Source organism: Micromonospora sp. NPDC005413, from assembly GCF_040606435.1.
Classification (GTDB): domain Bacteria; phylum Actinomycetota; class Actinomycetes; order Mycobacteriales; family Micromonosporaceae; genus Micromonospora.
In genome coordinates this window covers 13252-35723 of the sequence record NZ_JBEXEV010000004.1, presented here as the reverse complement: position 1 = coordinate 35723, position 22472 = coordinate 13252, and the positions used below count along the sequence as shown (strand labels likewise).

Annotated in this window: 21 protein-coding genes; 14 read left to right on the top strand and 7 right to left on the bottom strand. The window is 70.6% G+C overall.

Going from position 1 to position 22472, the window contains the following annotated elements; translation table 11 throughout:
- Nucleotides 1-270 precede the first annotated feature (270 nt).
- Entirely contained in the window at nucleotides 271-4638 is a 4368-nt protein-coding gene (locus tag ABZS37_RS07615) for a HAMP domain-containing protein (protein WP_355166596.1), read from the top strand.
- The gene (locus ABZS37_RS07610; protein ID WP_354992745.1) at nucleotides 4635-5189 is read left to right on the top strand and encodes a response regulator; all 555 of its coding nucleotides are present in this window, start codon (nucleotides 4635-4637) and stop codon (nucleotides 5187-5189) included. The genes ABZS37_RS07615 and ABZS37_RS07610 overlap by 4 nt, the downstream gene beginning before the upstream one ends.
- Before the next feature lie 191 nt (nucleotides 5190-5380).
- Here ABZS37_RS07610 and ABZS37_RS07605 read toward each other — a convergent pair whose 3' ends face one another.
- Nucleotides 5381-5716, bottom strand: coding sequence for an STAS domain-containing protein (locus ABZS37_RS07605; protein WP_007454492.1), 336 nt, complete (start codon nucleotides 5714-5716; stop codon nucleotides 5381-5383).
- Between the two features lie 164 nt (nucleotides 5717-5880).
- Here ABZS37_RS07605 and hemL point away from each other — a divergent pair, with 164 nt between their 5' ends.
- The 6 genes from hemL (at nucleotide 5881) to ccsB (ending at nucleotide 12035) form a co-directional block, all read left to right on the top strand.
- The gene (gene hemL, locus ABZS37_RS07600; protein WP_355166594.1) at nucleotides 5881-7218 is read left to right on the top strand and encodes a glutamate-1-semialdehyde 2,1-aminomutase; all 1338 of its coding nucleotides are present in this window, start codon (nucleotides 5881-5883) and stop codon (nucleotides 7216-7218) included.
- Nucleotides 7219-7341: 123 nt separating this feature from the next.
- On the top strand, nucleotides 7342-7989 hold the full coding sequence (locus tag ABZS37_RS07595) for a histidine phosphatase family protein (protein WP_355166592.1): 648 nt from the start codon (nucleotides 7342-7344) through the stop codon (nucleotides 7987-7989).
- Nucleotides 7989-8555: a TlpA disulfide reductase family protein gene (locus ABZS37_RS07590; protein ID WP_355166590.1), complete on the top strand. Its 567-nt coding sequence runs from the start codon at nucleotides 7989-7991 to the stop codon at nucleotides 8553-8555. Before ABZS37_RS07595 ends, ABZS37_RS07590 begins: the two co-directional genes overlap by 1 nt.
- Nucleotides 8555-9409, top strand: coding sequence for a cytochrome c biogenesis protein CcdA (locus tag ABZS37_RS07585; RefSeq protein WP_355166588.1), 855 nt, complete (start codon nucleotides 8555-8557; stop codon nucleotides 9407-9409). The genes ABZS37_RS07590 and ABZS37_RS07585 overlap by 1 nt, the downstream gene beginning before the upstream one ends.
- Nucleotides 9409-11064, top strand: coding sequence for a cytochrome c biogenesis protein ResB (locus ABZS37_RS07580; RefSeq protein ID WP_355166585.1), 1656 nt, complete (start codon nucleotides 9409-9411; stop codon nucleotides 11062-11064). The genes ABZS37_RS07585 and ABZS37_RS07580 overlap by 1 nt, the downstream gene beginning before the upstream one ends.
- Complete coding sequence (gene ccsB, locus ABZS37_RS07575; RefSeq protein ID WP_355166583.1) at nucleotides 11064-12035, top strand: c-type cytochrome biogenesis protein CcsB; 972 nt, start codon at nucleotides 11064-11066, stop codon at nucleotides 12033-12035. Before ABZS37_RS07580 ends, ccsB begins: the two co-directional genes overlap by 1 nt.
- A 39-nt stretch (nucleotides 12036-12074) precedes the next feature.
- Here ccsB and ABZS37_RS07570 read toward each other — a convergent pair whose 3' ends face one another.
- The 3 genes from ABZS37_RS07570 to ABZS37_RS07560 all read right to left on the bottom strand — a co-directional run bounded on the left by ABZS37_RS07570 (nucleotide 12075) and on the right by ABZS37_RS07560 (nucleotide 14313).
- Nucleotides 12075-13217, bottom strand: a complete 1143-nt coding sequence (locus ABZS37_RS07570; protein ID WP_355167064.1) for an FUSC family protein — start codon at nucleotides 13215-13217, stop codon at nucleotides 12075-12077.
- Between the two features lie 40 nt (nucleotides 13218-13257).
- Nucleotides 13258-13479, bottom strand: coding sequence for a hypothetical protein (locus ABZS37_RS07565; protein WP_355166581.1), 222 nt, complete (start codon nucleotides 13477-13479; stop codon nucleotides 13258-13260).
- A gap of 357 nt (nucleotides 13480-13836) precedes the next feature.
- Nucleotides 13837-14313, bottom strand: coding sequence for a MarR family winged helix-turn-helix transcriptional regulator (locus ABZS37_RS07560; RefSeq protein ID WP_355166579.1), 477 nt, complete (start codon nucleotides 14311-14313; stop codon nucleotides 13837-13839).
- 101 nt (nucleotides 14314-14414) lie between these two features.
- Here ABZS37_RS07560 and ABZS37_RS07555 point away from each other — a divergent pair, with 101 nt between their 5' ends.
- Nucleotides 14415-14969, top strand: a complete 555-nt coding sequence (locus ABZS37_RS07555; protein ID WP_355166577.1) for a carboxymuconolactone decarboxylase family protein — start codon at nucleotides 14415-14417, stop codon at nucleotides 14967-14969.
- 77 nt (nucleotides 14970-15046) lie between these two features.
- On the opposite strand, the gene ABZS37_RS07550 is transcribed toward ABZS37_RS07555, so the two are convergent.
- On the bottom strand, nucleotides 15047-15922 hold the full coding sequence (locus ABZS37_RS07550; RefSeq protein WP_354992735.1) for an alpha/beta hydrolase: 876 nt from the start codon (nucleotides 15920-15922) through the stop codon (nucleotides 15047-15049).
- Nucleotides 15923-16335: 413 nt separating this feature from the next.
- On the opposite strand from ABZS37_RS07550, the gene ABZS37_RS07545 reads away from it, so the two are divergent.
- Nucleotides 16336-17796: a menaquinone biosynthesis decarboxylase gene (locus ABZS37_RS07545; RefSeq protein ID WP_355166575.1), complete on the top strand. Its 1461-nt coding sequence runs from the start codon at nucleotides 16336-16338 to the stop codon at nucleotides 17794-17796.
- Nucleotides 17796-18707 (top strand): menaquinone biosynthesis prenyltransferase MqnP, encoded by a 912-nt coding sequence (mqnP, locus tag ABZS37_RS07540; protein WP_355166573.1) that lies wholly within the window; start codon nucleotides 17796-17798, stop codon nucleotides 18705-18707. The genes ABZS37_RS07545 and mqnP overlap by 1 nt, the downstream gene beginning before the upstream one ends.
- 6 nt (nucleotides 18708-18713) lie before the next feature.
- Here the strand turns inward: mqnP and ABZS37_RS07535 are convergent, their stop codons facing one another.
- A complete protein-coding gene (locus ABZS37_RS07535) occupies nucleotides 18714-19679 on the bottom strand; it encodes a terpene synthase (RefSeq protein ID WP_355166571.1) in 966 nt (321 codons plus the stop codon).
- 148 nt (nucleotides 19680-19827) lie between these two features.
- Between ABZS37_RS07535 and ABZS37_RS07530 the strand changes: the two genes are divergently transcribed.
- Nucleotides 19828-20457, top strand: coding sequence for a UbiX family flavin prenyltransferase (locus tag ABZS37_RS07530; protein WP_355166569.1), 630 nt, complete (start codon nucleotides 19828-19830; stop codon nucleotides 20455-20457).
- A gap of 122 nt (nucleotides 20458-20579) precedes the next feature.
- On the opposite strand, the gene ABZS37_RS07525 is transcribed toward ABZS37_RS07530, so the two are convergent.
- Nucleotides 20580-20846 carry a BldC family transcriptional regulator gene (locus ABZS37_RS07525; RefSeq protein ID WP_007454516.1) on the bottom strand — a complete coding sequence of 89 codons (267 nt, stop codon included), beginning with the start codon at nucleotides 20844-20846 and terminating at the stop codon, nucleotides 20580-20582.
- A 269-nt stretch (nucleotides 20847-21115) separates the two neighbouring features.
- On the opposite strand from ABZS37_RS07525, the gene ABZS37_RS07520 reads away from it, so the two are divergent.
- Both ABZS37_RS07520 and ABZS37_RS07515 read left to right on the top strand, forming a co-directional pair.
- Nucleotides 21116-21574: an Lrp/AsnC family transcriptional regulator gene (locus ABZS37_RS07520; RefSeq protein WP_355166567.1), complete on the top strand. Its 459-nt coding sequence runs from the start codon at nucleotides 21116-21118 to the stop codon at nucleotides 21572-21574.
- A 43-nt stretch (nucleotides 21575-21617) separates the two neighbouring features.
- Nucleotides 21618-22448 carry an SDR family NAD(P)-dependent oxidoreductase gene (locus tag ABZS37_RS07515; RefSeq protein ID WP_355166565.1) on the top strand — a complete coding sequence of 277 codons (831 nt, stop codon included), beginning with the start codon at nucleotides 21618-21620 and terminating at the stop codon, nucleotides 22446-22448.
- Nucleotides 22449-22472: the final 24 nt, after the last annotated feature.

Below are 22472 nucleotides of genomic sequence, written 5' to 3'. Positions count from 1 at the left end.
CCACCGTCGCCCTGCCGGGTGCCAAGCCGATCACTGATCCGGGCCGGCGCGTCTGCGGTAGCGCACGGGCCTCGTGCGCCGAAAGGACAGCTGCGGAATTCGCCGCGAGGTCTGCGACGCGCCGGGCCACTTCGGCGTCGATCGGGCGGATCCGGCGGCGATCCGGGCCACCTGGCGGGTCGCACACCCTGGCACCACGGCGCGCGCGGGCACAATATGGGGTGCCGGTGTGTCCGCACGGACCGGCGCCCCCGAGTTGAGCGAGGAATGATGACCACGGCGAAGCAGTCGGTGGCGGATCCGTCCGCGCCCGACCACGAGGCGCTCCTCGGTGAGTTGACCGAGGCACTGCGACGGGTCCGTCGCGGCGACCTGAAGGTCCGGCTTCCCCGCCGCGCCGGCACGGCCGGTGAGGTGGCGGACGCCTTCAACGAGGTGGTCTCGCTCCAGGAACGGCAGTACCTGGACCTGCGGCGGATCAGCCGGATCGTCGGTCGCGACGGCCGGCTCACCGAGCGGCTCGACGACGAGGGGTTGGACGGTTCCTGGGCGGAGGGGCAGCGGGCGATCAACTCGCTGATCGACGACCTGGGCCGACCGACCACCGAGATCGCCCGGGTGATCGTGGCGGTGGCGGACGGCGACCTGTCCCAGCACATGGCGTTGGAGATCGACGGTCGGCCGCTACGCGGTGAGTACCTGCGCATCGGGCGCACGGTGAACACGATGGTCGACCAGCTGTCGTCGTTCTCGAACGAGGTGACCCGGGTGGCCCGCGAGGTGGGCACCGAGGGCAAGCTGGGCGGCCAGGCCGACGTCCGGGGCGTCGCCGGCACCTGGAAGGACCTCACCGACTCGGTGAACACCATGGCGTCGAACCTGACCGGCCAGGTGCGGTCGATCTCGCAGGTGGCGACGGCGGTGGCCAAGGGCGACCTGTCGCAGAAGATCACGGTTGGCGCGCGCGGCGAGGTCGCCGAGTTGGCCGCCACGATGAACTACCTCACCGACACGCTGCGGCTCTTCGCCGAGCAGGTGACCCGGGTGGCGCGTGAGGTGGGCACCGAGGGCAAGCTGGGTGGCCAGGCCGAGGTGCCGAACGTGGCGGGCACCTGGAAGGACCTGACCGACAGCGTCAACTCGATGGCGTCGAACCTGACGGCCCAGGTCCGCAACATCGCGCAGGTTTCCACGGCGGTGGCGCGTGGTGACCTGTCGCAGAAGATCACGGTGGCGGCGCAGGGCGAGATCCTGGAGCTGAAGGACACCGTCAACACGATGGTCGACCAGTTGTCGTCGTTCGCCGACGAGGTGACCCGGGTGGCCCGTGAGGTGGGCATCGAGGGGAAGCTGGGCGGTCAGGCCCAGGTGCGCGGCGTCTCCGGCACCTGGCGTGACCTCACCGAGAACGTCAACCAGCTCGCCGGCAACCTGACCAGCCAGGTCCGCAACATCTCCCAGGTCTCCACAGCGGTGGCCAAGGGTGACCTGTCGCAGAAGATCACGGTGGACGCCCAGGGCGAGATCCTGGAGCTGAAGAACACCGTCAACACGATGGTCGACCAGTTGTCGTCGTTCGCCGACGAGGTGACGCGGGTCGCGCGTGAGGTGGGCACCGAGGGCAACCTGGGCGGTCAGGCCCAGGTGAAGGGCGTCAGCGGCACGTGGCGGGACCTGACCGACAACGTCAACTCGATGGCCTCCAACCTGACCAGCCAGGTCCGCAACATCGCCTCGGTGACCACGGCGGTGGCGAAGGGTGACCTGTCGCAGAAGATTACGGTGGACGCGCGGGGCGAGATCCTGGAGTTGAAGTCGACGGTCAACACGATGGTCGACCAGTTGTCGTCGTTCGCCGACGAGGTGACCCGGGTGGCCCGTGAGGTGGGCACCGAGGGCAAGCTCGGTGGCCAGGCCCAGGTACGCGGGGTTGCCGGCACCTGGCGCGACCTGACCGACAACGTCAACTCGATGGCCTCCAACCTGACCGCCCAGGTGCGCAACATCGCCCAGGTCTCCACTGCGGTGGCCAAGGGTGACCTGTCGCAGAAGATCACGGTGGACGCCCGGGGCGAGATCCTGGAGCTGAAGTCGACGGTCAACACGATGGTCGACCAGTTGTCGTCGTTCGCCGACGAGGTGACCCGGGTGGCCCGTGAGGTGGGCACCGAGGGCAAGCTCGGCGGTCAGGCCCAGGTGAAGGGCGTCAGCGGCACCTGGCGTGACCTCACCGACAACGTGAACTCGATGGCCTCCAACCTGACCAGCCAGGTCCGCAACATCGCCTCGGTGACCACGGCGGTGGCGAAGGGTGACCTGTCGCAGAAGATCACCGTCGACGCGCAGGGCGAGATCCTGGAGCTGAAGTCCACGGTCAACACCATGGTCGACCAGCTGTCGTCGTTCGCCGACGAGGTCACCCGGGTCGCCCGTGAGGTCGGCATCGAGGGCAAGCTCGGCGGTCAGGCCCAGGTGAAGGGCGTCTCCGGCACCTGGCGCGACCTCACCGAGAACGTCAACCAGCTCGCCTCGACGCTGACCACGCAGCTGCGTGCCATCGCCCAGGTGTCCACCTCGGTGACCCGGGGCGACCTGACCCAGCGGATCGCGGTCAAGGCGCAGGGCGAGGTCGCCGAGCTGAAGGACAACATCAACCAGATGATCGTCACCCTCCGGGAGACGACCAAGAAGAATGCCGAGCAGGGCTGGTTGGACTCCAACCTGGCCCGGATCGGCGGCCTGTTGCAGGGCCAGCGTGACCTCGGCGAGGTCTGCCGCATGATCATGACGGAGGTGACGCCGCTGGTCGACGCCCAGCTCGGCGCCTTCTTCCTGGCCGACGACACCGACGGCAGCATGCGGCTACGGCTGACCTCCTCCTACGGGTACGTGGCGCGGGGGAACGACGTCACCTTCGGGCCGGGTGAGGGGCTGGTCGGGCAGACCGCGCTCTCCCGCCGCACGATCCGGGTCAGCGCCTCCCCGAACAGCCGGCTCACCCTGCGCTCCGGCCTTGCCGAGACACCCCCGTCCGACCTGGTGGTGCTCCCCGTGCTGTTCGAGGGTGAGCTGCTCGGGGTGATCGAGTTCGCCAGCGTGTCGGCCTTCTCCGAGCTGCACCTGTCGTTCCTGGAGCGGCTGGTGCTCACCATCGGCATCGCGGTCAACACCATCCAGGCCAACCGGCGTACGGAGGAACTGCTGGCCCAGTCGCAGCGGCTGGCGCACGAAATGCAGGAACAGTCGGCGGAGTTGCAGCGCACCAACGCCGAGCTGGAGGAGAAGGCCACTCTGCTCTCCGAGCAGAAGGGCAACATCGAGACGAAGAACCGGGAGATCGAACTGGCTCGGCTGGGCTTGGAGGAGAAGGCGCAGCAGCTGACCCGGGCTTCGGCCTACAAGTCGGAGTTCCTGGCCAACATGAGCCACGAGCTGCGTACGCCGCTGAACTCCTTGCTCCTGCTGGCCCGCCTGCTGGCGGAGAACTCGGAGCAGAACCTCAGCCCGAAGCAGATCGAATTCGCCCGGACCATCCACGGTTCCGGCTCCGACCTGCTGCGCCTGATCGACGACATTCTCGACCTGTCCAAGATCGAGGCGGGCCGGATGGACGTCGAGCCGACCGAGATCCGCTTCGCCGAGCTGCGCGGCTACGTCGAGCAGGCGTTCGCGCCGCAGGCCGAGGAGAAGAACCTGGACTTCCAGGTACGCGTGAGCAAGGAACTGCCGCCGGCGCTGGTGACCGACGCGCAGCGGTTGCAGCAGATCCTCCGCAACCTGCTCTCCAACGCGGTGAAGTTCACCGACAACGGTGCGGTGACGCTGCGGATCGCCCCGGCGGCGGACAACGCGGTCTTCGACGTTCCGGCGCTGACCAACGCCCAGCAGGTGATCGCGTTCACCGTGATCGACACCGGGATCGGCATCTCCGACGACAAGTTGTCGATCATCTTCGAGGCGTTCCAGCAGGCAGACGGCACGACCAGTCGCCGCTACGGCGGCACCGGCCTGGGCCTGTCGATCAGTCGCGATCTGGCCCGGCTGATCGGCGGCACCATCACCGTGTCGTCCGCGCCCGGTCAGGGTTCGACCTTCACCCTGTTCGTACCGCAGGTGCTGGCCCCGGACGCGGTGGTCGCGCCCCAGTCTCCGTCCCCGCAGCGCGCCGGCCTGCCGTCGTCGCTGCTGATGCCGCCGATGGAGCTGCTGCCGGAGCGGCCGGAGGCTCCGGCCACCCGTCAACTGGACGGCGCCACCGTGCTGATCGTGGATGACGACGTACGCAATGTCTTCGCCTTGACCAGCGCGTTGGAGCTGCACGGGATGACCGTGCTGTACTCGGACAACGGGGCGGACGGTGTCCGCCTGCTGGCCGAGCATCCGGAGGTGGACATCGTGCTGATGGACGCCATGATGCCCGACCAGGACGGTTACGAGACCACCCGCCAGATCCGCCGCAACCACCGGTTCGCCGACCTGCCGGTCGTGTTCCTGACCGCGAAGGCGATGCCGGGCGACCGCGAGTCGGCGCTCGCTGCCGGGGGCAGCGACTACATCACCAAGCCAGTCGACCTGGACGACCTGATCGAGTTGATGTCGTCCTGGATCAGCGGCAGCCGGACCAAGGAGACCTCGTGACCCAGACGGCCAAGGCGCTGCTCGTAGACGACCGGCGGGAAAATCTGATGGCCCTGGAGGCGATCCTCCAGGGCCTGCCGGTCCAGTCCGTTGCCGTGGAGAGTGGCGAGGCGGCGCTCAAGCAACTACTGGTGGACGACTTCGCGGTGATCCTGCTGGACGCCCAGATGCCGGACATGGACGGCTTCGAGACGGCCAGCCACATCAAGCGCCGTGAGCGGACCCGGCACGTGCCGATCATCTTCCTCACCGCCGCCGACCGGGACGCCCAGCTCGCCCTTCGGGGCTACCAGGTGGGCGCGGTGGATTACCTGACCAAGCCGTTCGATCCGTGGGTGCTGCGGGCCAAGGTGTCGGTCTTCGTCGAGCTGTGGGTGAAGACCCGGCAGTTGGCCGCCCAGTCGGACCTGGTCCGGGAGCGCGACACGCAGTGGCGGCGGCTCACCGACGCGGTCGACGAGGCGACGACCCTGCTCCGTTCCGACGACCCGGAGGCCCGAAATCGGGCGGTGGATCTAATCGAGCAAGCCCGCTGGGGCAACACCGCCTAAGCCCTTCCCCCCGCCTCCCCCCTAAGCCGTCCCCGCCGTCCCCCCCAAGCCGTCCCCCGCCGATCTAGGGCGAATCGCTGTTCGCAGAGATCAACTCGCGAGGATTTCCCCTAGATCGCCGCGAGCATGGGGCGGGGGGAGGGGACGGGGGCGCGGGGACGGGGGCGCGGGGGTAGGGGTGGGGCGGGGCGTTAGCCGGTGGGTTGGTCGTTGCGGATCATTAGGGCGCTGCGGAGGCCCGTGATGTCCAGTACTCGGATCAGGAAGTCGCCCACGTGGGTCAGCATCAGCAGGCTCTGCGCGTGGCTGGCCTTGCGGCTGAGCACGACCAGGGTGCCCAGCCCCTGCGAGTCGCAGAAGGTGACGCCGCCGAGGTCGAGCACGATTCGCGGGGGCGGGTCAGCCAGCACCTCGTTGACCACGGTGGAGAGCTGCGCTGCCGTGAGCATGTCGATCTCACCGGCCAGGCGCAGCACTGCTTCGTCGCCCGTCCGGTGTAGCGTGATGGACAGTTCGGCACGATCCACCCGGTCAGCCTAGCGCGATCCGACCGCCCCGGCCTGTTGAGGCCGCGAGCCGTCGCCTCGCCCGTGTCGCCGCTGCTGGCGAGCACCGGCCATGGGTGAGCCCGGTAACCCCACTGCGGGGTGGCTGCTGGTTGGCCGTTCGGCGCTGACACAATGGCGGCATCGTGACCGACATCTTCCCAGCCGGACCCGGCCGTTACCCGGCCGAAGCGCCGGCCTCCGAGGCCCTGTTCGACCGCGCCCGCGCCATCGTGCCGGGCGGGGTGAACTCTCCCGTGCGCGCCTTTCAGGCGGTCGGTGGCACCCCGCGCTTCATGGTTCGTGGCGAGGGCCCGTGGCTGTACGACGCCGACGGCCGCCGCTACGTCGACCTGGTCTGCTCCTGGGGCCCGCTGATCCTCGGGCACGCCCACCCGGAGGTGGTGGACGCCGTGCAGGCCGCCGCTGCCCGGGGCACCAGCTTCGGCACTCCCACCCCCGGTGAGGTGGAGTTGGCCGACGAGATCGTCGCGCGGACCCCGGTGGAGCAGGTTCGCCTGGTCAACTCCGGCACCGAGGCGACCATGTCGGCGGTCCGGTTGGCCCGTGGCTTCACCGGTCGCTCCAAGATCGTCAAGTTCGCCGGGTGCTACCACGGGCACGTCGACGCCCTGCTCGCCGCCGCCGGGTCCGGCGTGGCGACCCTGGGCCTGCCCGACTCACCGGGCGTGACCGGCGCGACGGCCAGCGAGACGATCGTGCTGCCGTACAACGACATCAGGGCCGTCGAGGAGGCGTTCGCCGCCGAGGGCCCGCACATCGCCGCGGTGATCACCGAGGCCGCCGCCGGCAACATGGGCGTGGTCGCCCCCCGCGATGGCTTCAACCAGCAGCTCGCCCGGATCGCGCACGCGCACGGCGCGCTGCTCGTGGTGGACGAGGTGATGACCGGGTTCCGGGTCTCCCGCGCCGGGTGGCACGGCCTCGACGCCTCCGACGCCGACCTGTGGACGTACGGCAAGGTCATGGGTGGTGGCCTGCCCGCCGCCGCGTTCGGCGGGCGCACCGAGATCATGGCCCGACTCGCCCCGGCCGGCCCGGTCTACCAGGCCGGCACGCTTTCCGGTAACCCGCTCGCCTGCGCCGCTGGCCTGGCCACGCTGCGGCTCGCGGACGACGCGCTGTACCACCGCCTCGATCAGACGGCCGCCGTCGTGGGCAAGCTGGCCTCCGACGCGCTGGCCGCCGCCGGGGTTCCACACCGACTGTCGTACGCGGGCAGCATGTTCTCGATCTTCTTCACCGACGCCGACGTGGTCGACTACGACAGCGCCCGTACCCAGCAGGTGCCGGCGTTCAAGGCGTTCTTCCACGCGATGCTCGCCGCTGGCGTCTACCTGCCGCCGAGCGCGTTCGAGTCGTGGTTTGTCTCGGCGGCGATCGACGACGCCGCTCTGGAGCACATCGCCGCTGCGCTGCCGACGGCGGCGAGTGCGGCGGCAGCGGCTGGTCACGGGGGGTAGTGGTGAGCGCGAGGAGTGAGCCGGTTTTGCGAGCCCCGCAGTCGCGAACGAAGGGGGTCCGGTGAGCGCGAGGAGTGAGCCGGTTTTGCGAGCCCCGCAGTCGCGAACGAAGGGGGTGCAGCGGTGAGCAAGACGGTGGTCCACGTGCTTCGGCACGGTGAGGTGCACAACCCCGACCAGATCCTCTACGGCCGGTTGCCCGGGTTCCGCCTCTCCGAGCTGGGCGTGCAGATGGCCAAGGCCGCCGCGGAGGGCCTGGCGGAGCGGGAGATCGTGTACGTGGTGGCCAGCCCTCTGGAGCGCGCCCAGCAGACCGCCGAACCGATCGCCGCCCAGTTCGGGTTGCCGGTCGGGGTGGACGAGCGGCTGATCGAGAGCGCCAACTGGTTCGAGGGCAAGAAGGTCTCCCCGGGCGACGGGTCGTTCCGCGACCCGCGCAACTGGTGGGTGCTGCGCGACCCGATGACCCCGTCCTGGGGCGAGGCGTACCAGGTGATCGCCGAGCGGATGTTCGCCGCCGTGCACGCCGCCCGGGTCGCTGCCGAGGGGCGCGAGGCGGTGCTGGTGTCGCACCAGTTGCCGATCTGGACGCTGCGCCGGCACGTGGAGCGCAAGCGGCTCTGGCACGACCCGCGTAAGCGGCAGTGCGGGCTGGCGAGCCTGACCTCGTTCCACTTCGACGGCGCGAAGGTGGTGGGCATCGGCTACAGCGAGCCGGCCGCGCACCTGATCGCTCTCTCCGCGACCGCCAGGACGGCCAAGGGGGCCTGATGAACGCCCGGAGGTGGACCGCCGGTCTGCTCGCCACCGTCGCCGCGGTGGCGCTGGTCGGCTGCACGTCGAAGGGGCAGGAGAAGGCCTGCACGACCACCACCAACGGAATCTTCGAGTGCGCTCCGGACCAGCGTTCCGCGCCTCCGAAGCTCGCCGGTGAGCTGCTCCTCGGCGGCGAATACGACGTCAGCCAGGCCCGCGGCCAGGTGGTGGTCGTCAACTTCTGGGGCTCCTGGTGCGCGCCCTGCCGGGCCGAGGCGGACGACCTGGAAGCCGTCTACCAGGCCACCAAGGGCTCCGGGGTGAGCTTCCTCGGCATCAACGTCCAGGACCAGCGGGACAAGGCCAAGGCATTCGAGGAGGGCCGGGTCACCTATCCGAGCCTCTTCGACCCGTCCAGCCGACTGGCGCTCGACCTGGACATCCCGCCGAACACCGTCCCGGCGACGGTGGTGCTCGACCGGCAGGGCCGGATCGCGGCGGTGATCCGGGCCGCCGTCAAGCAGGAGGGCCTGCAACCGATCGTCGAACGGATCGCGGGCGAGAAGCCGGCGCCGAACTGATGGGCGAGACCTTCAAGGAGTTGGCCCTCAGCGGGCCGCTGCTGCTCGCCATGGGCGCGGCGGCGCTCGCCGGCCTGGTCAGTTTCCTCTCCCCGTGTGTGCTCCCACTGGTCCCCGGCTACCTCTCGTACGTCACCGGCCTCGCCGGCACCGACCTCGAAGGCCGCGCGAAGGCTGGCACCCTGGCAACGCCGAAGGCCCCGCTCGACACCGCCGCCGAGCCCGACGGCGGCGGGAATGTGGCGGTGCGGGAGCGGATCGTCCAGGTCGGCGCGGTCAAGGGCCGGGTGCTCGCGGGCACGCTGCTCTTCATCGCCGGCTTCACCGCCGTCTTCGTCGCCACCGCGATCCTGTTCGCCGGCATCGGCCGGGTCTTCTTCGAGTACGAGCGGCAGCTGGAGATCGTCGTCGGCGCGCTGATCATCGTGCTCGGGTTCGGCTATCTCGGGTTGATCCCCGCACTGCAACGGGAGTTCCGGATCTCTCGGCTGCCGTCGGCGGGGCTGCTCGGCGCACCGGTCTTCGGCGCGGTCTTCGCACTCAGTTGGGTGCCCTGCACCGGGCCCACGCTCGGCGCGGTGATGGGGATGGCCACCGCGTCCGGCCAGAGTGACCGCGCCGTGGTGCTCGCCGTGGCGTACTGCCTCGGGCTGGGGATACCGTTCATCGTCTTCGGGCTGGGCTTCCAACGCCTGCTCGGGGTCTTCCGCGCCGTCCGGCGCAACAGCCGCTGGGTCACCCGGGTCGGCGGCGCCCTGCTCATCCTGATCGGCCTGGCGCTGGTCACCGGCGGATGGCAGAGCTTCGTGATCTGGTTGCAGACCACCGTCGGGGTGGGCGAGGTGAGCATCTGATGACCGTCGTCGACGACCGGCCGGAGACCGAGGCCCCGGCGCCCCGGCGCCGGCCCAACCGGTTGTTGGCGCTGCTGCGCAACTCGTGGCGGCAGCTGACCAGCATGCGTACGGCGCTGATCCTGCTCTTCCTGCTCGCGGTCGCCGCCATCCCCGGCTCGGTGCTGCCGCAGCGTGGGGTCAGCCCGGAGAGGGTCAACGAGTACTTCATCGACCACCCGGACCTGGCCCCTCGACTGAACCAGATCGGTGCGTTCGAGGTCTTCGGCTCGGTCTGGTTCTCCGCGATCTACCTGCTGCTGTTCACCTCCCTGATCGGCTGCATCACCCCCCGGCTGCGTGACCACGTCCGGGCGTTGCGGTCCCGGCCGCCGGCCGCGCCGAAGCGGATGGCCCGGCTGCCGCAGCACACCGTGCTGCCCGCCCCGCCCGGTGGGGCGGCGGCGATCGCCGAGGTGCTGCGCAAGCGGCGCTGGCGGGTGGAGGTGCGCGGCGACGAGGTCTCCGCCGAGAAGGGCTACCTCAAGGAGACCGGGAACCTGCTGTTCCACACCTCGCTGATCGCGGTGCTGATCGGCGTCGCGCTCGGCTCGTGGTACGGCTGGAGCGGCAACCGCCTGCTGGTGGCCGGCGCGGACAACGCCTTCTGCAACACCCGGCAGCAGTACGCCGAGGCGAAGCTCGGCCCCCAGGTGGACAGCGCGGACCTACCCCGCTTCTGCCTGCGGTTGGACGACTTCGAGGCCCGGTTCCTGCCGTCCGGCCAGCCGGAGTTCTTCAACGCCACGGTGGCCGTCGACGGCCCGGACGAGCCGACCCGCAGCGCTGACTTCTCGGTGAACTCGCCGCTGCGGCTGAACGACGCGAACGTCTACCTGCTCGGTCACGGGTACGCCCCGGTGATCCGCTACACCGACCGGTTCGGCAACAGCCAGATCAGCGACGAGCCGTTCCTGACGACCGGCGACATGGGTCTGACCAGCGAGGGGCTGGCGGCCTTCCCGGACGCGAACGTCGACCCGGCCACCGGCAAGCGGGCACCGGATGAGCAGATGGCGTTCACCGGCATCTACCTGCCCACGGGACCCGAGCAGGCGCCGTTCGTCCGCTCGCAGTACCCGACCGAGCGCAACCCGATGCTGAACCTGGTCGCCTACCGGGGCAACCTCGGCCTGGACGCGGGCATCCCCGGCTCGATCTACCAGCTCGACCAGCGGCAGGTACGGACCGGCAAGGTCCAGGAGGTCGGCACCAAGCTGCTCCGCAAGGGCGAGACCTGGACGTTGGACGACGGCACGACTGTCGAGTTCCTGGGCACCGAGCGGTACGTGACCCTCTCCATCCGGCACGATCCCGGCTCGACGCCGCTGTTGATCAGCTGTGGCTTCCTGCTGGTCGGGCTGATGGGCTCGCTGTTCGGGCGTCGCCGCCGGGTGTTCTTCCGGGTGATGCCGGCCGACCCGGCGGAAGGATCTCCGACGGGCGGTAGTAGCTTGATGGAGGTTGGTGGCTTGCCGCGCACCGACTATCCAGGGTTCGCCGACGAGTTCGCTCAACTCGTCGCCGCGGTCAGCGGTGACGAACGGGCGGCCGAGCGGGCCGGCGCGAGCGCTGACTCCAGTGACCGGACCGGCGTGCGAGAAGGAGCCGAGTGATGTCCGCACTCTCCGACAATCTGGTGACCTTCGCGATCCTGGCGTATCTGGTCGCGATGATTGGCCACGCCGTGGAGTACGCGCTGGGCAACGCGCGTACCCGGGTCGCCGTGGCGGCTCCGGTCCGCGAGCTGGTGGGAGCCGGCGGCGGCGCTGTTCCGACGCCGCCCGCGCCGGTGCAGCCGTCGACCGCGGCCGACCGCTCGGCGCGGCGTGCCCGCCTAGCGGGCCTGATCGCGGTGGGCGCCACCGCCGTCGCCGCTGTGCTGCACCTGGCGGCGCTGGTCACTCGCGGCCTCGCCGCAGACCGGATGCCCTGGGGCAACATGTACGAGTTCGTGCTCACGGTGACGTTCATCGGGGTCGTGGCCTGGCTCGTGGTGCTCTGGAAGCGACCGTCGCTGCGCAAGCTCGGGCTGTTCCTCACCCTGGTGATGGTGCTGCTGGTGGCCACGGCCGAGCTGGTGCTGTACGTGCCGATCGTGCCGCTGGTGCCAGCTCTGAACTCGTACTGGTTCGTCATCCACGTCTCGACCATCGTCTTCGCGTCCGGCATCTTCCTGCTCGGTGTGGTGCCGGCGGTCGGCTTCCTGATGCGCAACGGGTACGAGCAGGGCAAGCGGAGCTTCCCGTACACCCTGGCGAAGCGGCTGCCCGGCGCGGCCGGCCTGGAGCGGTTGACCTTCACGCTGCACGCCTTCGCCTTCCCGGTCTTCACCTTCGCGGTGATCGCCGGTGCCATCTGGGCCGAGGCGGCGTGGGGTCGGCCGTGGGGCTGGGACCCGAAGGAGACCTGGGCGTTCATCTCCTGGGTCGTCTACGCCGGTTACCTGCACGCCCGGGCCACGCCCAGCGTGAAGCGCAACGTGGCCACCTGGCTGGCGGTGCTCGGCTTCCTCACCGTGCTGATGAACCTGTTCGGCGTGAACATCTTCTTCACCGGCCTGCACTCGTACGGCGGCCTGGACTGATCACCCGCGGGGCGCGGCCGGTGGCCGGGCCGCCGGTCGTCAGCGTTGCCTCCAGACCGGAGGCAGGTCGAGCGCCTCGTCGATCGCGTCGAGCACCTCCGGCCTGTCCGCCCCGGCGCTGCGCAGCAGGTCGAGGACGGCCATCCGGAGCTGACCGATCATCGTGCTGACCGGCAGTGGCTGCTCGTGCCGGAGCAACGGTGTCATCGCCCGAGCGGTGTCGACCGCGATGACGCCCGCCCGGTCGACGTGCTGGTCGGCCGTGTCGCGGTCGCCCGCGACGACGGCGACGAGCACCGCGGCGGCACATGTCGTCAACTCGTGCAGCGCGGTCAGCGCGGTTCCGAGCTGGGTCGGCACCGGATCTGGCAGACGGGTGACCGTCACCGTCAGGCGCGCCAGCGTCCGGATGTTGCGGACGGCGTAGTCGACATGGTCGACGGCAGCCCGCACGGCCTGGATACGCGGGCGGCTGTGCCGGTCCCAGGGCGCGAGACGCAGGTTCTCCTCGGCGACCAGCACGGCCCTGCGCAGCGCCTCGGTGCGCGAGTCCAGTTGCCGGGCCCGGTCGAACACGGCCTGAGCCGTCTGCTCATCGTGTCGCCGCAGCGCCTGCCGGATGCCGTCCACCACCCCGGAGAGCTCCGTGAACGCCTGCCGTCCCTCGGTCTCGAGCGGAGCCAGCGGCGAGCGTCCGACGGCGATCTGACTGATCAGCAGCGCGATCGAGCCGCCGATCAGCGCGTCGTAGAAGCGGGTGGGTGCCACCTCCTGGTTGCCCGGGGGAACCACGGCGACCAGGAAGAGCGCGGACATGGTCAACTGGTTCCGGACGACGCCTGCGGCCCCGGCGGCGACCGAGAGCCCGACCGCGACCAGGACGACGACGAAGATGGCGGCGGTGGAGCGGGCGCCGAGTGCCTCGATGGCGACTTCGCCGGTGAGTGCCCCGACGGCGATCCCGATCAGGACCTGGACCGCCTTGCGCAGTCGTACGCCCCGGGACTGGGCCAGCACGATCAGCGCTGCGGCCGGGGCGAAGAACGGCCCGCTGTCGTTGTCGCCGCCGCCGAGGAGACGGCTGGCGACGAACCAGGACGCGGTCGCGGCCAGCGTCACCTGCGCCACCAGCGGCCAACCGGTACGCAGGCGACCCCAGGCGCTGCGCAACCAGCTCGTCATCCGGGACACGTCGGTCTCCCTCGTCGTCCTCGCCGGCTGGTTAACGACTCGACTCGGATGCCGGTGACCGGGCTTGCCAGCCGCGCAGCGTGCGGTCCACCTGAACGGTGACCTGGTAGGCCACCTCGGGCACGTCGGCCAGCTCGATCCGTTCGGCGCGCAGCGCAAGCTGGGCGTGCAGCTCCCGGGCGATGGCGTCGCGTAGCTCGACCAGCAGGGGCGACAAACCGTCCGGGTCGCCGACGACGTAGGCATCCGACATGCCTTCCAGGCTGCGCCCCGGCCGGCGAGGCACGCCAGGGCCGGTGAGATTCGTCCGCTCTGCTTGACCCGCGCCACGTCGGCGATGTCGCGGTATCCCGCGCCGAGGACGCCGCCAGGTCGGCGATGGTGCGATGTCCCGCGCCGGGGACGCCGCCAGGTCGGCGATGTTGCGGTGTGCCGCGCCGACGACACCGCCAGGTCGGCGATGTTGCGGTGTGCCGCGCCGGGGACAGCGCCACGTCGGCGATGTTGCGATGTCCCGCGCCGACGACGCCGCCAGGTCGGCGATGTTGCGGTATCCCGCGCCGGGGACGCCGCCAGGTCGGCGCCATGGTGTCGATCAACCCTGGCGCGGTCAGTCGCCGAACCAGCCCGGTACGTCGAGTCGGAACCAGTTGGCGGCGGCCATCGTCCGCAGGTCGTCCTCCAGGGCGTCGACCCGCTCCGGGCCGAGGGTTTCGGCCCACCGCTCGCGCAGCCGGTCGAAGATCTCCGCCGAGCGGCGCAATCCGTCGACACCGCGCGGGGTCATCATGACCAGCCGGCGGCGGGCGTCCCGGGGGTCGTCGACCCGTTCCAGGTAGCCGACGGCGACCAGCCGGTCGACCGTCTTGCCGGCTGCCTGTTTGGAGATGCCCAGCCGCTGGCCCAACTCGGTGGCGGTGGTGCCGTCCATCCCGACCGCCTGGAGCACGAAGCCGTGCAGCGGACGCAGCTCGGGATGCCCCTGCCGGGCCAGCTCGGCGTGCAGGTCGTCGATCAGCGTGCGGAAGCCGGCGAGCAGCAGCAGCGGGAGCTGGAAGCCGGGGCGGGCGGGATCAGCGGTTGCCATGTTCGACAACCACGTTTACTATTTCGTCAACCACGTTGACCATCCTACGGGTCCACGGACAACGTGGCGCTCCCGCCCCGCTGCTGAAAGCAGGTAAACCCGTGCCCGTCTTCACCGCACACACCGCCGAGACCGCCCCCGCCGCCGCCCGATCGACCATCGAGGGCGTACGCCGCCGGTTCGGCTGGCTGCCCGCCCCGGTGGCGCTGATGGCCGACTCGCCACAGTTGCTCGCCGGCTTCCTCACCGCCAACGCGGGCTTCGAGCAGACCGATCTCTCGCCGCTGGAGCGGGAGGTCGTCGTTCTCGCCGTCGCCACCACCAACGAGTGCCACGTCTGCGTCGCCCTGCACACCGGCACGCTCACCCGGCTCGGCGCGACCGCTGAGTTGATCACCGCGCTGCGGGCCGGCACGGCGCTTCCGGAGCCACGGCTGGAAGCGCTGCGCCGCTTCACGCTGGCCGTGCTCGACCACCGGGGTGCGGTGCCCGACGACGAGCTGGACGACTTCCTGACCGCCGGCTACCAGCCCCGGCACGCGTTGGACGTGGTGCTCGGCGTCGGCGCGTACACCATGTCGACCTTCGCCAACCGGCTCACCCGGGCACCGCTCGACCCGCCGCTGGCCGCGCACGCCTGGACGCCCGCGGCCTGATCGGGAACGCCTGCCGGCCGCCCACCTCGATGCTCGAGACCACGTTCCGGCTCGCGGCCCTCTCCGCGCTGCACTGCTCAGGACGCCCCGAGGAAGTCGCGCAGCAGGGCGAGCATCTCGTCCGGGCGCTCCTCGTACAGCCAGTGCCCGCAGTCCTCGATCACCTCGCCGCGGACCGTGTCGGCGTACCGGCGAACCTGCTCGGCGACCTGCCTACCGAGGCTGGCCGCCGCGCCGACGGCCAGCACCGGCATCGTCAGCTTCGTGTCCCGGTACGCCACGTTGTCGGCGATGTCCTGCTCGAACGCCCGGAAATAGGCGAAGCTGGCCCGCAGATGCGCCGGGTCGCGCAGATGGTTCGCGAACTCCTCGATGTCCGGCGCGGCGATGCTGCCCTTGCGCACCATCAGGGCGTCGGTGAACCGGTCCACCCAGAGCGACTCCCGCCCACTGACCAGCTCCTCCGGAAGCCCGTTGCCGATGGAGAAGTAGCCGAAGTTCCACACCCCAGGCCCGGCCGAGGTGAGCGCGGGGAACGTGTAGATGCTCTCGTCGGGGATCGGCGCTTCGCTGAGCACCAGCCGACTCACCCGCTGCGGATGGGCGGCGGCGTACGCGTACGCCACCATCGTCCCCAGGTCGTGCCCGACCAGCCGAAGGTCACTGTCCAGGCCGAGCTGGTCGAGTAGTCCGTGCAGGTCGGCGGCGACCGTCTTCTTGTCGTACCCGCCGTCCGGGGCCTCGCTTCCCCCGAAGCCGCGCAGGTCGGGCGCGACCACGTCAAAGGAGCGCCCCAACTCGGGCAGCAGGTGCCGCCACATGTACCAACACTGCGGATACCCGTGCAGCAGCACCAGCGGCGGGCCGGCACCGCCTCGGACGTAGTTCATGGTGATCTGGCCGACCCGTGCCCGTTGCTCGGTGAACCCCGCCGGGACCCGCTCCCCGCCCATCGCCGCCTCCGTCCACCGTCCGCCAGTGCGCGTCCGTCTGCCGTCTGCCCGCGCGCGTCCGTCTGCCGTCCGCCCGTGCGCCGTCATGCCGTCTGCCCGCGCGCGCCGTCTGCCCACCGCCTGGCCGGCTACCCGCTTAACCGCCCGCCATGCCCGCCAGGTGCGGGCCCTGCTCCTTGATCCACCCGGCTTCCATGAAGTCGCGGTGTCCTGCGGCCTGGGACACCGCGGTTTCATGAAGCCCGAGTGGATCTAGGCTCGCCGCCGCCTGCCGCCGCCGCCCGCCAACCCCGCCTGCCGCCCGTGGCTGGCGGCTGTCCGCCGCCTGCCGGTTGGTGCTCACGGCGGGCAATCGCGAGCGTCACAGCACCCGGCTTGGGCCGGGCGGGAGCCGGTGCGGGAGACTGGGCGACATGGCGGCTCGTGGCTTCCCGTACACCGATCTCAAGGACTTCCTCGCGGCGCTGGAGCGCGCGGGGGAGCTGCGCCGGGTCGACGTCCCGGTCGACCCCACCCTGGAGATCAGCGAGGTGGTCACCCGCACCGTGCGCGCAGGCGGCCCGGCGCTGCTCTTCGAGCGCCCGACCCGGGGCGAGATGCCGGTGGCGATCAACCTGTTCGGCACCGAGAAGCGGATGGCGATGGCGCTCGGGGTGGAGAACCTCGACGAGATCGGCGCGCGGATCGGCGAGATGCTCAAGCCGGAGCTGCCGCAGGGCTTCTCGGGCGTGATGGGCGGGCTCGGCAAGGTCATGCAGCTCAAGTCCATGCCGCCGAAGAAGGTCAAGACGGCCCCCTGCCAGCAGGTGGTCTACCGCGGCGACGACGTCGACCTCAACCGGCTGCCGGGGCTGCAGGTCTGGCCGGGGGACGGCGGGATCTTCCACAACTTCGGGCTGACCCACACCAAGCACCCCGAGACGGGCAAGCGCAACCTCGGGCTCTACCGCCTCCAGCAGCACTCGCACAACACCATCGGCATGCACTGGCAGATCCACAAGAACTCCACGGCGCACCACGCGGTCGCCGAACGGCTCGGGCAGCGGCTGCCGGTGGCGATCGCCATCGGTGCCGACCCCGCGGTCGCCTACTCGGCCAGCGCGCCGCTGCCGGCCGACATCGACGAGTACCTGTTCGCCGGCTTCCTCAGCGGCGAGCGGGTCGAGATGGTCGACTGCCTGACCGTGCCGCTACAGGTGCCGGCGCACGCGCAGATCGTGCTGGAGGGCTACATCGAGCCGGGCGAGCGGCTGCCGGAGGGCCCGTTCGGCGACCACACCGGCTTCTACACGCCGGTCGAGCCGTTCCCGGTGATGCACATCGAAGCGATGACCATGCAGCGCAACCCCGTCTACCACTCGATCGTCACGTCGCAGCCGCCGCAGGAGGACCACGGTCTCGGCAAGGCCACCGAGCGGATCTTCGCACCACTGCTGCGCTTCCTGATCCCGGACATCGTCGACTACAACCTGCCCGCCGCCGGGGTCTTCCACAACTGCGCGATCGTGTCCATCCGTAAGCGCTACCCGAAGCATGCCCAGAAGGTGATGAACGCGATCTGGGGCGCGCACATGATGTCGCTGACCAAGCTGATCGTGATCGTCGACGAGGACTGCGACGTGCACGACTACAACGAGGTGGCCTTCCGCGCCTTCGGCAACGTCGACTACTCGCGCGACCTGCTGCTGACCGAGGGCCCGGTGGACCACCTCGACCACGCGTCGTACCAGCAGTTCTGGGGCGGCAAGGCGGGCGTCGACGCGACCCGCAAGCTGCCCACCGAGGGCTACAACCGCGGCTGGCCGGAGGGGATGACCATGAGTCCCGAGGTCACGTCCCTGGTTGACAAGCGCTGGAAGGAGTACGGGATCTGATGGTGGTCCTCGACGCACCGGCCGAGAAGCCGGGCCGGGTCAAGTCGTTCCTGAAGCTCGTGGCGATCGAGCACTCGGTGTTCGCGTTGCCGTTTGCTTTCCTCTCCGCGCTGACCGCCATGCAGGTCAACGGCGGGCGGGTGCGGTGGTGGGACCTGCTGCTGATCACCGTGGCGATGGTCGGGGCGCGGACGTTCGCGATGGCCGCCAACCGGATCCTCGACCGGCGGATCGACGCACGGAACCCACGTACCGCCGGGCGGGAGCTGGTCACCGGGGCGGTGAGCGTGCGGACGGCCTGGACCGGCGCGGCCGTCGCGTTGGTGGTCTTCCTCGCCGCCGCCGCCCTGCTCAACCCGCTCTGCCTGGTGCTCGCGCCGCTCGCCGTGGTGCCGCTGGTCGTCTACCCGTACGCCAAGCGGTTCACCAACTGGCCGCACGCGGTCCTCGCGGTTGCCCAGGCGGTCGGCCCGGTCGGCGCCTGGCTGGCGGTCACCGGCACCCTGGACGGCTCCTGGCCGGCCTGGCTGCTCGGTGCCGCGGTCGGGCTGTGGATCGGCGGCTTCGACCTGATCTACGCCTGCCAGGACTCCGAGATCGATCAGGAGATCGGCGTGCACAGCGTGCCCGCCCGGTACGGTCGGCGCTTCGCGCTGCACGCCTCCACGATCGCGCACGTGGTGACCTTCGCGCTGTTCATCTGGTTCGGCGCGTTGATCGGCTTCGGCTGGCTCTGGTGGATCGGGCTGGCGTTGACCGCGGTCGCGTTCGGCTACCAGCACCTGGTGGTCACCCCGACCGACCTGAGCAAGGTCAACCGGGCGTTCTTCACCGCCAACGGGTTCGTCGGCATCGCGCTGTTCGTCTTCGCTCTGCTCGACCTGGTGATCCGGCTCGACCTACGTCCCTGAGGCTGGCTACGCGGTGCCGGCGGGGTAGCGGGCGCTCTCCAAGGTCCAGTCGATGGTGCCGCGGACGGCGTACGCGACCCCGTCGAGATGGTCGGTGACCGCCTCGTCCAACATCGGACCGAACGACGGCACCGCGGCCCGCAACGCGACGAAGCGCCGCATCGACTCCCGCCAGCGCTCGGCCGCCCGTTCGACCGCCTCCGACGTCGGCACGGCCAGCTCGGCCTGCATGGCCAGGACCAGGCTGTGCCCGCCCGCGGTGGCCCGGTCCCGCTCCAACGAGGCCAGGTCGTTGTACCAGGAGAGCAGGTCGTTGCCGAGGTGGGCGATCTGGCGCAGCAGCGGGTGGTGGTAGACCGGGTCGGGCAGCGGTCGCCCGCTGGCGAACTCCACCAACGGGTACGACACCTCCGCCGCCGACGTCGCCCGACGCAGCTCGACGTACTCGTTGACGCTGGGCCGGCGGCCGGTCTCCTTGTTGACCGCCTCCTGCCAGGTGCCGTCGAGGTGCCGGGCCACCGCGTCAGCGAAGCGCAGCCGCCACCGGGCCGGCATCCGGCGACGCGGCTCCCGCCAGGCCAGCACCAGCAGCCGCCGTAGCGGGCCGGTCAGCCCGGCCTGGCGCAACCGGGGACCGTCGTGCAGCAGCGCCAGCGTGCCGTTGCGCAGCGCGCGGATCTGCTCCGGTGCGAGCCGGGCCGGCCCGTCGCAGGCGTCGTCGACCAGGAAGAACCAGGTGAACAGTGCGGTCAGCACCCGCAGGTCGGCTTCGGTCGCGTCCGGGTAGAGCCTCCCGGCGTACCGGGCGAAAGCCCCCCGGGACAGCCGGTGCAGCGCGGCGTCGTCCAGTGGGAGGCCAAGCTCGGGCAGCAGGCCGAGCAGCCACTCCTGCACGCGGTCGGCGTGCGGTGAGAGCCGGGACGGGATCGGACATTCGGCACGCAGCGCCCAGAGGATCTCGCCGGTCGTCACCGATGCCTCCTGTGCGAGATGATCCGGTGCGAATCGCCACTGGAGCATGTCAGGTGACCGGGATGCACAGGTACCCGCCGGATATGTCGGACCCACCATCCTCGGGGGTGCTCACTGGCCGGCCAGCCGGACCAGGCAGGCTGGGGGGATGCGGGAACCATGGGTGGTCGGGGTCTCCGGGGCTTCGGGTACGCCGTACGCGGCGGCCGTCATCGGAGGGCTGCTCGACGCGGGCGAGCCGGTGGACCTGATCGTGTCCCGGGCGGCACGACTCACCGTGCTCGACGAGACCGGCCGACCGTTCCGCGACGGGCACTGGGCCGAGGACCTCACCGCCTGGCTCGACCGGGACCTGACCGGTGCGGATGTGCGGCACTGGCCGGCTGGCGACCTGGCCGCCGGGCCGAGCAGCGGCTCCTACCGGGTACGCGGGATGGCCGTGGTCCCGGCCAGCACGGCAGCCTGCGCGGGTATCGCGATCGGGCTCTCCAAGGACCTGTTGCAGCGCGCCGCCGAGGTCAACCTCAAGGAACGCCGACCCCTGGTGGTGGTGCCCCGGGAGACACCGGTGACCCGCAGCCACCTGGAGCACCTGATCGCCCTGCACGACGCCGGCGCGGTGGTGCTGCCAGCCAGCCCCGGCTTCTACGGAGCCGGCGCGGCGGCCAGCGCACAGCAGTTGGTCGACTTCGTGGCCGGCAAGGTGCTGGACGCGCTCGGCGTCCCACACACTCTGTTCCGACGGTGGTCCGGCCAGCTCGGCGCGGCCCGGAGCTGAGCCGCCCGCTCAGCGAGCATCGGCCTTCCGCTCAACGTGCCTCGTGGTGCCGTCTGGCAGTCCGCAGAAGCGGGACGCGGACCGGACTGGTGTCCGGTCCGCGTGACGTTGTCCGCACCAGTTCAATACATGCCGGCGTTGGCCGGACCCGGCCCGGTGGATGCTGCCGGCCCCACATTGCGTGGCTTTCCGACCTCGTCCACCTCGTCCAGCATGCCCTCCCCCTCAAGCAGGGCTCGCACCTCGGATTCCCGAAACCGGCGATGCCCGCCTGGAGTCCGGATGCTTCCTATCCGGCCGGCCGCCGCCCATCTCGTCACAGTCTTCGGGTCCACCCGAAACAGCGCGGCGACCTCACCCGGTGTCAGCAGGCGATCTCCAGTGTCCACAGCCCCCTCCTCGCGTCGACGAAGCCCCTGGCTGAACACACTGCCCCCGGCTGGTGCGAGCCCAGAGCCGTCATGAGGGACGTATGGCAATTACAGCACCAGGGACCTGGCCTGTCCGCCAAACGCGAAAAATGCACTGACTTGGAAGTTAGTAAATGGTACTGGTGCAACCCCTGCTTTGACCGTCGGTTTGTTAACACTTACTCACTGCTCAGTCCAACGGATGCCGAAGGCACCGCGTTACGCCTAACCGGTTAAGGTCACTCTCCGTGGACGCCATCGACCTGAGCCTCGTCGACCTGCTGCGCGGCAACGCCCGCCTCTCGTACGCCGAGTTGGCCCGGCAGGTGGGCCTCTCCGCCCCGGCCGTTCACGAGCGGGTCGGCAAGCTGGAGAGCAGCGGCGTGATCCGTGGCTACCGCGCGGACGTGGCGCCGGAGGCGATCGGGCTGGGTGTCACCGCGTTGATCGGCATCGTCGAGGACTCCGGCGCGGACAGCGACGACATGCTGGAGTCGCTCCGGGTACTGCCCGAGATCGAGTCCTGCTACTTCATGGCCGGCGTGGAGTCGTTCCTGCTCAAGGCGCGGGTCGGCACGATCGCCGAGCTGGAGCAACTGATCGTGCGGCTGAACCGGACCCCCGGGGTCGCCTCCACCCGCACCGCCATCGCGCTCTCCACGAAGTGGGAGAACCGCCCCCAGCCCGTCGGCCCGCACGCGGCCTGACAGCCGCTGGTGTCGCCCGGTTGGTCGGCGGTAGCGTGCGCCGATGACCCGACCGGGACGTCGAGTGGCCGTGGTGACCGGCGCTGCCGGAGGTCTGGGCCACGCCATCGCCACCGCGCTGCACGCCGACGGCTGGTCGGTGCTGCTCACCGACCTCGACCCGGCGGCGGTGGCCACCGCCGCAGCACCGCTCGGCGGATGGTCTGCCGCCTTGGACGTCCGGGACGAGGACGGCTGCGCCGACATCGCCGCGACCGCGGCGAGCCGGGGCGACCTCGCCCTCTGGGTCAACAACGCCGGCATCCTGGTCACCGGGCCATCGTGGGAGCACGACGGCCCGACCCGCCGCCGGGTGCTCGACGTGAACGTCCTCGGCGCCATGAACGGCACCCTCGCCGCGCTGGCGGTGATGCGCGAGCAGGGCCACGGCCACGTGCTCAACGTCGTCTCGCTGGCCGGGCTGGTCGCCGCGCCCGGCGAGACGGTGTACGCGGCCAGCAAGCACGCCCTGCTGGCGTTCAGCCTCGGTACCCTGTCCGACCTGCGGATGGCCGGTTACCGCCGGGTGCACGTCTCCTGCCTCTGCCCGGACGGCATCTGGACTCCGATGCTGCACGACCGGCTGGACGACCCCGGGGCGCTGGCCTCGTTCACCGGGTCGATGCTGACCGCGCAGCGGGTGGCAGCCCGGGCAGTCCGGCTGGCCCGCCGGCCCCGCCCGGTGGTCAGCCTGCCCCGCTGGCGGGGAGCGCAGGTGCGCCTGCTGGACGCCCTGCCCGGGCTGGCCGTCGCCCTGACCCCGCTCGTCCAGGCCGCAGGCCGGGCCGGTCAGCGCCGCCAACGTCGCCGGACCGCGTCGCCGGACCGGCGCTGACCACCTCTGGCCTGCTTGCTACGT

Bases quoted from the DNA above. Each gene is read 5' to 3' on its own strand.
- ABZS37_RS07560 (WP_355166579.1), bottom strand. From the start codon at position 14,313: ATGGCAACCGCTGATCCCGCCCGCCCCGGCTTCCAGCTCCCGCTGCTG.
- ABZS37_RS07590 (WP_355166590.1), top strand. From the start codon at position 7,989: ATGAACGCCCGGAGGTGGACCGCCGGTCTGCTCGCCACCGTCGCCGCG.
- mqnP (WP_355166573.1), top strand. From the start codon at position 17,796: ATGGTGGTCCTCGACGCACCGGCCGAGAAGCCGGGCCGGGTCAAGTCG.
- ABZS37_RS07580 (WP_355166585.1), top strand. From the start codon at position 9,409: ATGACCGTCGTCGACGACCGGCCGGAGACCGAGGCCCCGGCGCCCCGG.
- ABZS37_RS07545 (WP_355166575.1), top strand. From the start codon at position 16,336: ATGGCGGCTCGTGGCTTCCCGTACACCGATCTCAAGGACTTCCTCGCG.
- ABZS37_RS07615 (WP_355166596.1), top strand. From the start codon at position 271: ATGACCACGGCGAAGCAGTCGGTGGCGGATCCGTCCGCGCCCGACCAC.
- ABZS37_RS07565 (WP_355166581.1), bottom strand. From the start codon at position 13,479: ATGTCGGATGCCTACGTCGTCGGCGACCCGGACGGTTTGTCGCCCCTG.
- ABZS37_RS07530 (WP_355166569.1), top strand. From the start codon at position 19,828: ATGCGGGAACCATGGGTGGTCGGGGTCTCCGGGGCTTCGGGTACGCCG.
- ABZS37_RS07570 (WP_355167064.1), bottom strand. From the start codon at position 13,217: ATGACGAGCTGGTTGCGCAGCGCCTGGGGTCGCCTGCGTACCGGTTGG.
- ccsB (WP_355166583.1), top strand. From the start codon at position 11,064: ATGTCCGCACTCTCCGACAATCTGGTGACCTTCGCGATCCTGGCGTAT.
- ABZS37_RS07550 (WP_354992735.1), bottom strand. From the start codon at position 15,922: ATGGGCGGGGAGCGGGTCCCGGCGGGGTTCACCGAGCAACGGGCACGG.
- ABZS37_RS07515 (WP_355166565.1), top strand. From the start codon at position 21,618: ATGACCCGACCGGGACGTCGAGTGGCCGTGGTGACCGGCGCTGCCGGA.
- ABZS37_RS07585 (WP_355166588.1), top strand. From the start codon at position 8,555: ATGGGCGAGACCTTCAAGGAGTTGGCCCTCAGCGGGCCGCTGCTGCTC.